The organism is Enterobacter cloacae complex sp. SHL012 (assembly GCF_049237505.1).
Lineage (GTDB): Bacteria > Pseudomonadota > Gammaproteobacteria > Enterobacterales > Enterobacteriaceae > Enterobacter > Enterobacter kobei.
This window is the reverse complement of the sequence record NZ_JBMKIZ010000002.1, coordinates 1-12,592: the sequence shown is the minus strand read 5'-3', so window position 1 is coordinate 12,592 and position 12,592 is coordinate 1. Positions and strand designations below refer to the sequence as shown.

The following is a 12,592-nucleotide window of genomic DNA, read 5'->3' as shown; positions in this document are numbered from 1 at the left end:
GAAAACATGCCAACACCTAATCCACTCGCTCCTGTAAAAGGTGCCGGTACTACGCTCTGGCTGTACACCGGAACGGGTAACGCTTTCGCCAACCCACTCTCTGATATCGACTGGAATCGCCTGGCGAAAATCAAAGAACTCACGCCGGGCGAAATGACCGCCGAATCGTATGACGACACCTACCTCGACGACGAGGACGCCGACTGGAACGCCACCGCTCAGGGGGCAAAATCTGCTGGCGACACCTCTTTCACCCTCGCCTGGAAGCCGGGTGAAGAAGGGCAAAAAGACCTGGTCGCATGGTTTATTGATGGCTCAGTACGCTATTACAAAATCAAATACCCGAACGGTACCGTCGACGTTTTCCGCGGCTGGTGCAGCAGCCTGGGTAAAGCCATCCCGGCAAAAGAGGTTATTACCCGCACAGCGAAAATCACCAACACCGGCAAGCCGGAGCTGGCTGAAGAAAGCGGGAGCCCGAATATCCCCGTCACCGGCGTCACGCTCGATAAAGCCACGGCAAGCGTGGCCGTCGGTGCAACCACAACGCTCAATGTGACGGTTAATCCTGCCAGCGCCTCTGATACCTCGTTCCGCGTGGCAACCTCCGACGGGGCAAAAGCAACGGTCACCGTTAGCGGCAACGCGATCACCGTCACCGGCGTGGCGGCAGGCACCGCTGACATTATTGTAATGACCAGCGACGGTAATTTCGTTGCGGTCTGCAAAGTCACCGTAACTGCAGCGTAAGGAAGGACGCATGTTTCTGAAAAAAGAGAAGTTCACCTGGCAAACAGAATCCCTGACCATCTTCGAGCTGTCGGCGCTTCAGCGTATTGAGTTCCTCACGTTTATGGCCGCAGAGGAAAGGGCCGTCAGTGCTGACAGCGAGGGCATCAGCGATCAGGAAATGACGGCCAGGCTGATTGGCTCAAATATTCGCTGCGGTGTGCGTTTGATCGCGATGTCTTTGTGGCATAACGATCCGGCCGGCACGGATGTGGAAACGTTATATCAGCAGGTGCTGAGCGGCTGGCCGCCGGAGGCGATCGGTAAAGCAGAAATGGAAATAAAGCTGCTCTCCGGCATGCTCGTTCCGGTTGATGATGACAACGCTGCCGATCCAGATGGCTCAACGGAGGCCGAAAGCGCAGAAACCGTTACGGCGGAAAAGCCCTTGCCAGCGAGCTGAAGTTTGTCCTGAATCTGGCGCGCGAGTTCGGGCGACCCGACTGGCGCGCCATGCTGGCTGGAATGACCTCCAGTGAGCTGGGCGACTGGCACCAGTTCTACCGGGATCATTATTTTCAGGACGCGCAGCTCGATGCGCATTTCTCAGAGCTGCTTTATTCCATCTCCACTCTTTTCTTCCGCGATCCGGAACTTACCCCCGCACATTTCAGCCTGCTTTCTCCTTCGGATAGCGTCATCAGCAATGATGAGCCGGATGATGACACGCTGATGACCGCCGCCGAGGGGATCACAGGAGGTATCCGATATGGCCCAGCAGATTAGCGATCTGGTTATTAAGCTGGATGTTGACCGCGCCACCTTCAGCGAGCAGGTCGCCCGAATCAAAGGGCAACTGACAGGAATGGCGGATGAGTCTGATAAAGTTCAGGCGCGAATGCAGCGTGCAGCGGACCGTCAGAGCGCGGCATTAAAGAGCGTGGGCGACGCTGGCGCGGCGGCTGCCGCAGATATGAAAGCCCGACAGTCTGCTGCAACGGAAGGGCTGACCAAAGACTGGCAGAACGTTTCTAAGTCCGTTGATGAAACTCACCGCCGCGTGACCGAGCTTAATCAGCGTATGCGGGAAAATGACGGACAGGCCGCAGCGCTTGCCCGCCGTCAGGATGAACTGGCGGCATCATTTTTCCGCCAGATTGACGGCGTTCGCCAGCTCAATGGTGAAACGCAGTCGCTTGCGAACGTGCAGGCGCGCTTTCGTGCGGCAAGGGCACAGGGCAATATCACCCAGCAGGATTATCTCGCCCTGATTTCCCGCACCACGGCCAGGCAAAAAGAGCTGCAGATCGTAGAGGAAAAATCGGCCGCCGCGCGTACCCGATTCCTCAGTCAGCTGAAGCAACAGGTCGCAGAGCAAAAACTCTCCGGTACCGAGTTGCTGCGCATGAAGGCGGCGCAGGTTGGTGCAAGCGATGCGGCTGAGGTCTATATCCGCAAGCTCGAGGCTGCCAAAGTGGCCGCGCACGGTCTGGGCCTGCAAAGTGCCGCAGCGCGGCAGGAACTGGGGATACTGATCGGCGAGGTCATGCGCGGTAACTTCGGTGCACTGCGCGGATCCGGGATCACGCTGGCGAACCGGGCAGGATGGATAGACCAGCTGCTGTCGCTGCGCGGGCTTGGGATCGCCGGCATGGTTGGTGGTATTGCCGCGGCGGTTTACGGGCTGGGTAAAGCCTGGTATGACGGCAGCAAAGAGTCCGAGGAATTTAACAGGCAGCTGATCCTGACCGGAAATTACGCCGGGAAAACGTCCGGACAGCTACAGGCACTGGCGCGCTCACTGGCAGGTAATGGCATCACACAGCATGCTGCTGCAGGTGTGCTGGCGCAGGTTGTCGGAAGTGGTGCGTTTAGCGGTAATGATGTCAGCATGGTGAGCAATGTTGCTGCCAGGCTGCAGCAGGCCACCGGGCAGGCCGTCGACGAAACCATCAACCAGTTTAAACGCCTGAAGGATGATCCGGTTAATGCAGTCACAACGCTCAACGATTCGCTGCATTTTCTGACGGCCACGCAGTATGAACAAATTGCCTCTGCTCAGGCGATGGGAGATACGCAGAAAGCATCAGAGCTTGCCATGCGTGCGTATTCTGATGCGGTCATTCAGCGGGCCGGGGCGGTTGAGGAAAATCTTGGCTCCCTCGAAAAAGCCTGGAACTGGGTGAAGAATGCGGCCTCAGGCGCGTGGGATGCGATGCTGGGCATAGGGCGTAATCCTGACACCGCGATGAAGCGCCAGGACTCTTTTGCTGAATGGCAGGCAGCAGAGAAAGAGTACCGTGCTCTGTCCGGCAATCTCAAGGTTGATCCGGACTATGCCGGTAACAACGTTCTGCAAAAGGCAGATGCGGAAAGGCTGAGAAACGCGCGCCAGCAGGTAGAGCTTAAGAAGCAGGCTTACGATCTTGCCGATAAGCAATATGCCCAGGAAGGGCTGGCAGCTGCCAGGGAAAAAATGCGGACGGAACAGCAGACACAGGCCGTCCGGACACAGCAGCAATTTAATCAGATGGTTGAATCCGGGGCGACGGCGGCAGAAAAACGTGCCCTTGCGGAGAAAAAACTCAATCAGCTTATTGCTAAAAACCGCCAGGATGCGAAAGACGGCATCGCCACGCTGTGGACTGAAAAGGACATTGCCGCAGCCCGCGCCGGGATTGAAAAGCAGTGGAAGGATCCCAAAACGCCGAAAGGCAAAAGCTACTCAACGCCCGCCGGGGATAAAGCCGAGGAAAAGGCGCAGGCCGAACTTCTCACCCTTCAGGCCCAGCTTAAAACGCTCGAGCAGCATACCAGCGTGAACGACGTCATAAGCAAACAGCGTCAGGATCTCTGGCAGACTGAAAATCAGTTCGCCGTTCTGCAGGAGGCGGCTGGTCGTCGTCAGCTTACGGCGCAGGAAAAATCCCTGCTTGCGCACAAGGAAGAAACGCTCGAGTACAAGCGGCAGCTGGCCGACCTGGGCGATAAGGTTGCCAGGCAGCAAAAGCTCAACCAGCTGACCGACCAGGCCGTGAAGTTTGAGCAGCAGCAAAAAGCCGCCAGGGCGGGTTTACAGGCTCAGTCTGAGGGGCTATCCACCCGCGAAGCCGGGCGACAAACCACCCTGCAACGTCTCAGCGAGAGCTATTCATATAACCCTCAGGCGCTGCAAAAGGTTCTGGAAGAGCAAAGGGCGACGTTCGAGGCTGAAGATGCCCTGCGCGCAAACTGGCTGGCCGGTGCGAAACAGGGCTGGGCCGAATATCAGGATTCAGCGACAAACGTTTTCAGCTCAGTTCAGCAGATTTCGCAGGCAACGTTCAGCGGGCTGGCGGGCCAGCTTACCAGCCTGACGACAACCGGGAAGGCGAGCTTCCGGGACTTCACCAGCTCAATCCTCAAAATGATTGTGTCTGTTATCAACCAGCTGCTGGTGGCTTACACCATCCAGAGCGCAATGGGCTGGGTGAGCGGCGGGGCGAAAGCCTCCTCTGCAGGTCAGTCATTCGCGGTCCCTTCATACCGGCCACAGGGTTTTGACGTGGGCGGTTTTACCGGGCACGGCGGCAAGTACGAGCCAGCCGGTATCGTTCACCGCGGGGAATTCGTCTTCACCAAAGAGTCAACCAGTCGCATCGGCGTGGCGAATCTCTATCGCCTGATGCGCGGGTATGCCTCGGGTGGTCTGGTCGGCGGCGGGAGCGCAGCCGGGGCTGGCATGGGCGGGATCAGTGTTTATGCCCCTGTGAACATCAGCCAGCAGGGGAGTGACGGGAGCATAAATCAGGCGAACGCCACGGGGACGGCGAAACAGCTGCAGGCGATTGTTCAGCAGACAATCACCGAGCGACTGAAAAAAGAAATGTCCGCAGGCGGCGTGCTTTATTCGAGGAGGACACCGTGACAGACACGTTTACCTGGCGCACGCGGAAAACCGCGCAGGGCACTGAAACGGCCCGAACGCTGCAGGCCCAGTTCGGGGATGGCTACAAACAGATAGCGAGGATGGGGATCAACGACAAACAGGAAACGTGGAACCTGGACTGGACGGGCACCAGACAGGAGGCGGCTGCGCTGCGCGCTTTTCTGATGTCTCACGTTACTAAATCGTTCTGGTGGACCACGCCATGGGGTGAAAAAAAGCTGTTCAGAATGAAGGCCGATTCGTTCAGCGTTTCATTCCCTACCGGGAAAAAAGCCACGGTGGCCTTCACTTTTGAACAGGCGTTTGCGCCCTGATTTTCTCGACAAACACTGAAAGCTGCCTCCGGGCGGCTTTTTTTATGGGGGGGGTATGAGTTTTACGGCAGATATACAACAGCTTGAGCCCGGCAGCGTTATTCAGCTGATTGAGATCGACGGCACCGAATTCGGTATGGATCAGGTGCTGCGGTTTCATGCGCACAATATCCAGGAGGAGGGGTGGGCAGCCTTCGCCGCTGAGAACCTGCCCGCCATAATCTGGCAGGGCAACCAGTACGATCCTCATCCTTATGAACTGAAGGGTATGGAGTTATCAAGTACCGGCTCCCAGCCGACGCCCACGCTCTCAGTCGGGAACGTCGGGAACTATGTCACGGCGCTATGCCTGGAGTATGACGACATGGTCCGGGCGAAAGTAAAAATCCACACAACGCTCTCTAAGTACCTCGATGCCGCCAACTGGAAAGACGGCAATCCGGGGGCCAGCCCGGCCGATGAGCGCGTACAACTCTTTTTCGTCAATGCCAAAACCGCAGAGACGAGGATACAGGTTGATTTTGAGCTGTGCTCTCCCTTCGATATTCAGAGCCTTCAGCTGCCTACCCGGCAGATTACGCCTGTCTGCACCTGGTGTATGCGGGGCTGGTACCGAAGCGGAACCGGATGCGACTACAACGGTACGAAATATTTTACCAAGGATGGCACGCCTACCGATGATCCGTCGAAGGATGTATGTGGCGGCCGCCGGCAGGATTGTCAGGATCGTCACGGTCCGGACGCGCCGCTGCCATTCGGGGGCTTTCCGGCCGCCAACCTGCAGGGGAAATGATAATGCGAGAAAAATTGCTGGATGCTATCCGTCAGCACGTCGCTGGTGAATACCCCAAAGAAGCCTGTGGCCTGATTGTTCAGTCAGGGCAGCAGCAAATCTTTATTCCCTGTCGCAACATCGCGGATAAACCGGAGGAAACATTCACGCTCTCTCCTGAAGACCAGCTTGCTGCCCGCGCGCTCGGTGAAATCATTATGGTCATTCACTCCCATCCGGATGTGGTCCGGCTGGTGCCCTCCGAGCTGGACCGCATCCAGTGTGACTGGTCGGGTATTGAGTGGGGGATCATGTCCTGGCCGGACGGTGATTTTTGTACGATTTCCCCGCGTGAAGACCGGGATTATGCCGGGCGGCAATGGTTGCTGGGTTACGCGGACTGCTGGTCGCTGATCCGGGAATATTATCAGCGTGAATATGGTATTGGCCTCGGGAACTATTCGGTGCCTTACGAATGGTGGGAGAGCGGCAAAGAGCGGCTCTACGATGACAACTGGGAGCGTGAGGGGTTCGTTGAGATTGACGCCGGTGCTATGCAGCCCGGGGACATCATCATGATGAGTGTGCAGGCATCGGTGACCAATCACGCCGCTGTATATCTGGGTGACAACATCATTCTTCATCATTTGCTCGGGCACCTTTCTTCGCGTACGCCGTATGGGAAATATTATCGCGACAGAACGGTCCGGGTGGTCAGGCATAAGGACAACATGAATGCTTAAAACGCTTATTCTCGACGGTAAGATGGCTAAAAAATTCGGGGCCCGCGTTCAGTTTGATGTTGCCGATCTGCGTGAAATGCTCAGGGCAGTATGTTCGCAGGTTCCCGGCTTCAAAAAATACATGTCGGAAGCCCATATGAAGGGGATCCGTTTCGCCTTTTTCAACGGGGATAACAATATCGGGCTGGAAGAGTTCGATATGACTCGCGGGGGAAGTGTATACCGGATCGTGCCCGTTTATGAGGGGGCCAAAAACTCTGGGGTTCTTCAGATAGTTGTTGGTGCCGTTGCGCTGGTCGCTGCATTCTTTACCGCCGGTGCGAGTATGGCATCCTGGGGGGCGGCGATGAGTGCAACAGCCATCAGCGCCACGTCAATTTTGACCGGGGTCGGGGTATCAATGATGCTGGGCGGCGTTGTCCAGATGCTCACGCCCCAGCCATCCTTCGGCGCGGGTAAATCCTCCAGCACGGATAACACGCCTAACTATGCCTTCGGGGCGCCGGTCAATACCGTCGCTATGGGGCATCCTGTTCCCCTGGCTTACGGTCTGATCGAGGCAGGGGGAGCGATAGTCAGCGCCGGTATGTACTCGAGCGATCAGCAGTAGGCCAGCGGCCATTAACTTAAAGGTGCTTCGGCACCTTTTTTTATGGGTGAAAAAATGCAGCTTCTTGAACAAGAAACCATCCTGCAGGGTGCCAAAGGGGGCGGGGGTAGCGCGCATACTCCGGTTGAGCAGCCTGACGATCTGCTGTCGGTCGCAAAATTAAAAATGCTCATTGCCGTTTCTGAGGGGGAAATACAGGGCGACCTGACCGCACAGAACATTTTTCTCAACGATACGCCGCTGGCAAACGACAGCGGGGAATACAACTTCAGCGGCGTGAAATGGGAGTTCCGCAAGGGCACACAGGACCAGACCTATATTGCCGGGATGCCCCAGGTCGATAACGAGCTGGCGGTGGGCACAACTGTCACAACCACCGCGCCCTGGACACGCCAGTTTACCAACCTTTCCCTGGATGCCATCCGCATCAAGCTCAGCCTTCCGGTCCAGTATCTCTATAAAGATAACGGCGATATGGTGGGCACGGTTACCGAGTATGCGATCGATTTATCAACGGACGGCGGCTCCTGGAAAACGGTTGTAAACGGCAAGTTTGACGGAAAGACCACGACGGAATATCAGCGTGACCACCGTATCGATCTGCCAAAATCCACGTCCGGCTGGTCTGTCAGGGTCAGGCGTATTACGGCTGATGCCAGCGGATCAAATTCGAAACTGGTTAACGCCTTCAAGGTGTTTTCGTATGCGGAAGTCATCGACAGCAAGCTTCGTTATCCTCTGACGGCGCTACTGTATGTCGAAGTGGACAGCAGCCAGTTCAACGGCAGCGCACCGAAGGTGACCTGTAAGATAAAGGGCAAACTGATAAAGGTTCCGGATAACTATGATCCGATAACCCGAACCTATTCTGGCTCATGGTCCGGTGGGTTTAAAATGGCCTGGTCCAATAACCCCGCCTGGATATTTTATGATCTGGTTCTGGATGAAATTTACGGCATGGGCACGCGCGTGGATGCATCCATGGTGGATAAGTGGGCGCTGTACTCAATAGCCCAGTATTGCGACGAAATGGTTTCCGACGGTGCCGGTGGCACCGAACCGCGTTTCACCTGCAACGTTTTCATTCAGAGCCAGGAGGACGCCTGGCAGGTACTTAACGATCTCGCCGCGGTATTTCGTGGCATAACGTTCTGGGGCAACGATCAGATTTATGTCCAGGCAGACGTCCCGCAGGACGATGTTGACTGGGTTTATAACGCCTCAAACGTTATCGATGGGCTGTTTACTTATGCGGGCGGCTCATACAAGAATCGCTACAGCTCCTGCCTGGTGTCCTGGTCCGATCCGCAAAACCATTACAGCGATACCGTTGAGGGGGTCTACGATTCGGCGCTTGTAGAGCGTTATGACGTCCGGCAGACGTCCCTGACCGCAATCGGCTGCACCTCGCAAAGTGAAGCGCACCGGCGCGGGCGCTGGGTACTACTCTCCAATGCCAAAGACGGTACCGTATCATTTGGCGTGGGGCTGGATGGCTACATCCCGCTGCCTGCTGAAATTATCGGTGTCGCCGATCCTTTCCGTTCCGGCAAGGAGAACGGGGGACGCATCAGGGCGGTCAATGGCCGCCAGATTACGTTGGATCGAGAAATAGACTACGCGGCGAAAGACCGGCTGGTGGTTAACCTGCCTGACGGAAAAGCCCAGACGCGCACAATCAGCGCGGTGAGCGCAGATAAAAAAACGGTGACGGTGGCCACCGCATTTAGTCAGGCAACTGTGGCGGGTGCTGTCTGGGCGATAGACAGTGATAACCTCGCAATACAGTATTTCCGGGTCACTTCAATTGCGGCTAACGACGACAGCACAGGCGGTTTCACTATTACGGCCGTTCAGCACGATCCAAACAAATACCGTTACATCGATGACGGCGTTCGGGTCGAGTCGCCCCCGATCACCGTCACGCCGATAAGCATCCTGTCAGCGCCGAAGAATATCGTGGTGACTGAGAGCGATCATGTTTCACAGGGCCTGACGGTAGCAAGCCTGGACGTGTCATGGAATAAGGTAGAGGGCGCAATCCGGTACGTTGCCCAGTGGCGTAAGGACAACGGGGACTGGATAAACGTTCCGGTTACCAGCGCGCAGGGTTTCTCGGTTCAGGGCATTTATTCGGGCAGCTATGACGTTCGCGTCCGGGCGCTGAATGCGCAGGATACGTCGTCACCATGGGGATACGGTGAAACAACTTATCTCTCCGGTAAAACGGGAAAACCGGGTACTCCGCTCAACTTCCTGGCGACCGAAGATGTGGTCTGGCATATCGACCTGACATGGAAATTTCCGGATGGATCTGGCGACACGGCCTATACAGAGATTCAGCGCGCCACAACTGCCGACTACGCCAATCCTGAACTGCTGGTCCTGGTGCCGTACCCGGCTGCAGATTATCAGCATGGCCCCATGCCTGCCGGCGTTCGCCAGTGGTACCGCGCACGCCTGATTGACCGTATCGGTAACGCCGGGGACTGGACCAACTGGGTCATGGGCACGTCCTCGATAGATGTCAGCGAAATAACCAATGACATTCTGGAGGATATGAAAGAGTCGGAAACGTTCAAAGACCTGCTTGAGAACGCAGTGGACAGCAATGAAAAAATTGCTGGCATGGCTGACGATATCAAACAGGCCAACGACGAACTGGAGCAGCAGGCGAAGGACATCGCCAAAAATGCCCAGGACGTCGGGAAGGTTCAGACCAGTGTTAATGAGCTTTCCAGTACGGTCGGGAATGTTTCGTCTTCACTCAGTCAGCTTGAGCAGACCGTTGCGACGGCTGATACCGCGCTGGGCCAGCGAATCGACAGCATCAGTGTGTCTATGGACGGCATGACGGGCGGGGTCAAGAACTCAGCCATTGCCATTATCCAGAACGGGCTGGCGCAGGTCGCCACACGCAAAAGGCTATCCGCAACGGTCGCCGGTAACAGCGCGCAGCTGGACCGTATTGATGACGTCATCGTTAACGAGAAGGAGGCAACGGCGCGCTCGCTGCTGAGCCTGCAGACGGACGTCAACGGCAACAAGGCATCCATCAATAGCCTGAATCAGACGTTCTCTGATTACCAGCAGGCAACGGCCACGCAGATAAACAGCATCACAGCGACAGTCAATGGACACACTGCAGCGATCACAACCAACGCGCAGGCCATTGCCAACGTGAATGGTGACCTGGAAGCGATGTACAGTATCAAAGTCGGGTTATCGAGCAATGGTCAGTATTACGCGGCAGGGATGGGGATTGGGGTTGAGAATACACCCGGTGGCATGCAGTCGCAGGTTATCTTCCTGGCTGATCGCTTCGCCGTCACCACGGCAGCCGGTAACAGCGTGGCTTTGCCATTCGTGATCCAGAACGGGCAGACATTCATCCGCGCCAGCTTCATCCAGGACGGCACCATTGGGAATGCCAAAATCGGCAACTATATCCAGTCGAATAACTATGTGGCTGGCTCAGCAGGGTGGAAGCTTGATAAGGGAGGAACGTTCGAAATTAACGGCGTTGCCGGGGGCGGGAGGATGCTGATAACCAGCACTCTCATTCGTATCTATGACAGCAATAACGTGCTGCGTGTCAGAATGGGGTTATGGTAATGCCACAGGGCTTGCAGTGCTGGGATAGTGCAGGGCGGGTTGCGGTTGATTTAAGCGATTATGCGATCCGGTATATCGGAAGCACCTCTGTAACATTTGCCGCGGGAGATACGTCGAAAAACGTTTCTTTCGGCGGAATAACACAGGACGGCTCATTTATTTCGATTGTGTCTACTGGCGTTACGGTCAATGAATACCACTGCCGGGCTTATAACGGCGGTTTTACTGCTTACTATTTGCCGACAACCGGAAGCCCTGCGATAACACTCAATGTGGAGGTTTATAACTTTCAATGAGCGGATTCGAAGTTTATAACAGCGATGGAAAACTGCTGGTGGACTCACAAAACAGGTCCACCCTTTTTTATGACCAGCGGGCACTCGGAGCTGTTGAGAGTAAAGGTTATTACCAGGTAGATAGCCCGTTTGGTAATGGCAGCACACTGGGTTTTACACCGCAGCAATTCTGGAATGACGGCAGATTGCGATGGCTGCAGTTGGGTACAAACAGGTACGGTATGCCAGGTGCAGACCTGCTTGAAGATAATGCGGGGAGTATGATCCGGACTGCACGTAATATTGGAATGCAGAGCGGTTATCTTGACGTTTTTGACAGCGGAGGGAATCTCATATGGAGCGCAGCTTCCGCATCGAAAATGCCCCGTGTAGTCGGGTTCTTTGATGTGCCAGCGAACTATGACCTGCAGAACAATACGCTTTCGGTGAGCCTGAGCTTTAACCCCTGGATTCTGGTAAATAATTGCCCGGGCAATCTTAGCGATGATGGAACCGTTACGGGCTATTCAGGGATAGTGCTCAAATGGACGGGCTCACAGCTGCAGGGGCGGTACATTTCAAAGAATCAGCGCAGCTGGAGCCAGACATTTCAGGGTAGGGGATTACGAATCCCCATTGCTCAGTTTGTCGGTATTTGACTCAGGGGGAACGCGAGGATACTGCGTGGCAATCATGTTTTGTCTCACGCCTTTCGCTGCGTTGAAGCGATAAACAACATCCAGTTTATCGGTTTTTTTATAGCAAATATTACTGAGCCGCTTATTTACATGGCGGCTAAATATTCCATTGCTGCTGTCAGAAATAACCGTCATTTCTCGCGTAGCGCAGTCAATATTCACGTGAATATCACCGCCCAATGATAAACGGGCAGCGTCAACCGGATAATCCATTCTGAATGCGTTGTCTGTGTGTTTACTGGAACAGCCAGCCAGCAGCAAAAATACTGCAGCAAATAATCGTTTCATTTCTACATTCCTGTAAATGCGGGAATATCCATTTTATTAGAGTTTAAAAAATAGTCAGATTGATATGAGCGATCAATTTTACATGATTGATCGTTTCAAACGATCGTTATTATCGTGAGGTAGTTCATGCTTTATAACACTGGCACTATCGCTATTAACGGAAATACCGCAACCGGCACTGGCACAAACTGGACGGCACCGGCCAGCCAGGTACGCGCTGGCCAGACGATTATCGTCATGTCTAACCCGGTCCAGATGTTCCAGATTTCATCCGTAAACAGCGCCACATCGATGACGGTTACGCCAGCTGCTTCCCCGGCGCTGAGCGGCCAGAAATACGGCATTCTGGTATCAGACAATATCTCTGTCGATGGCCTGGCGCAGGCGATGTCTCAGCTCATTAACGAGTATGACGAGAATATCGGTGCGTGGGAGACCTTCGCTACCACATCAGCAAATCAGAGCATCACCGTAACCATCAACGGCACGCCAGTAACCATACCCGGCATCGGTAAACTGGCGCAGAAAGGGAGTAACGGTGCGCTGGCTGTTGCTGACGGCGGTACCGGTGCAACGAAGGAAGAAGACGCTCGCACAAACCTCGGTTTGGGAAGTAGCGC

General features: G+C 55.2%; 12 protein-coding genes and 1 pseudogene. 12 read left to right on the top strand and 1 reads right to left on the bottom strand.

Translation table 11 applies throughout. The annotated features are described in order from the left end of the window. Positions 1–6 precede the first annotated feature (6 nt). From ACOTY9_RS07685 to ACOTY9_RS07635, 11 genes are read left to right on the top strand one after another with little or no spacing between them, the layout of a single operon-like run. The gene (locus ACOTY9_RS07685) at positions 7–750 is read left to right on the top strand and encodes a phage tail protein (RefSeq protein ID WP_032678763.1); all 744 of its coding nucleotides are present in this window, start codon (positions 7–9) and stop codon (positions 748–750) included. Positions 751–760: 10 nt separating this feature from the next. Next, positions 761–1,192: a phage tail assembly chaperone G gene (gene gpG / locus ACOTY9_RS07680; RefSeq protein WP_248081248.1), complete on the top strand. Its 432-nt coding sequence runs from the start codon at positions 761–763 to the stop codon at positions 1,190–1,192. Positions 1,193–1,242: 50 nt separating this feature from the next. Continuing rightward, the gene (locus ACOTY9_RS07675; protein ID WP_248081245.1) at positions 1,243–1,515 is read left to right on the top strand and encodes a phage tail assembly protein T; all 273 of its coding nucleotides are present in this window, start codon (positions 1,243–1,245) and stop codon (positions 1,513–1,515) included. Continuing rightward, positions 1,499–4,636, top strand: coding sequence for a phage tail tape measure protein (locus ACOTY9_RS07670; protein ID WP_348565598.1), 3,138 nt, complete (start codon positions 1,499–1,501; stop codon positions 4,634–4,636). Before ACOTY9_RS07675 ends, ACOTY9_RS07670 begins: the two co-directional genes overlap by 17 nt. Beyond that, on the top strand, positions 4,633–4,971 hold the full coding sequence (locus ACOTY9_RS07665; RefSeq protein ID WP_368277749.1) for a phage tail protein: 339 nt from the start codon (positions 4,633–4,635) through the stop codon (positions 4,969–4,971). Before ACOTY9_RS07670 ends, ACOTY9_RS07665 begins: the two co-directional genes overlap by 4 nt. A 55-nt stretch (positions 4,972–5,026) precedes the next feature. Next, positions 5,027–5,764 (top strand): phage minor tail protein L, encoded by a 738-nt coding sequence (locus tag ACOTY9_RS07660; protein ID WP_264863561.1) that lies wholly within the window; start codon positions 5,027–5,029, stop codon positions 5,762–5,764. A gap of 2 nt (positions 5,765–5,766) precedes the next feature. After that, positions 5,767–6,486, top strand: a complete 720-nt coding sequence (locus ACOTY9_RS07655) for a C40 family peptidase (protein WP_395299024.1) — start codon at positions 5,767–5,769, stop codon at positions 6,484–6,486. After that, a complete protein-coding gene (locus tag ACOTY9_RS07650; RefSeq protein WP_421637326.1) occupies positions 6,479–7,096 on the top strand; it encodes a tail assembly protein in 618 nt (205 codons plus the stop codon). The genes ACOTY9_RS07655 and ACOTY9_RS07650 overlap by 8 nt, the downstream gene beginning before the upstream one ends. A gap of 42 nt (positions 7,097–7,138) precedes the next feature. Further along, positions 7,139–10,711, top strand: a complete 3,573-nt coding sequence (locus tag ACOTY9_RS07645) for a host specificity protein J (RefSeq protein WP_421637325.1) — start codon at positions 7,139–7,141, stop codon at positions 10,709–10,711. Next, positions 10,705–11,007, top strand: coding sequence for a hypothetical protein (locus tag ACOTY9_RS07640; protein ID WP_069601932.1), 303 nt, complete (start codon positions 10,705–10,707; stop codon positions 11,005–11,007). Before ACOTY9_RS07645 ends, ACOTY9_RS07640 begins: the two co-directional genes overlap by 7 nt. Further along, entirely contained in the window at positions 11,004–11,645 is a 642-nt protein-coding gene (locus tag ACOTY9_RS07635) for a hypothetical protein (RefSeq protein ID WP_069601933.1), read from the top strand. The genes ACOTY9_RS07640 and ACOTY9_RS07635 overlap by 4 nt, the downstream gene beginning before the upstream one ends. Here the strand turns inward: ACOTY9_RS07635 and ACOTY9_RS07630 are convergent. Next, the gene (locus ACOTY9_RS07630; protein WP_032678751.1) at positions 11,610–11,972 is read right to left on the bottom strand and encodes a hypothetical protein; all 363 of its coding nucleotides are present in this window, start codon (positions 11,970–11,972) and stop codon (positions 11,610–11,612) included. The two genes, ACOTY9_RS07635 and ACOTY9_RS07630, sit on opposite strands and share 36 nt — an antisense overlap. 126 nt (positions 11,973–12,098) lie before the next feature. Between ACOTY9_RS07630 and ACOTY9_RS07625 the strand changes: the two are divergent. Next, positions 12,099–12,592, top strand: a pseudogene (locus tag ACOTY9_RS07625) (tail fiber protein); the annotation flags it as partial.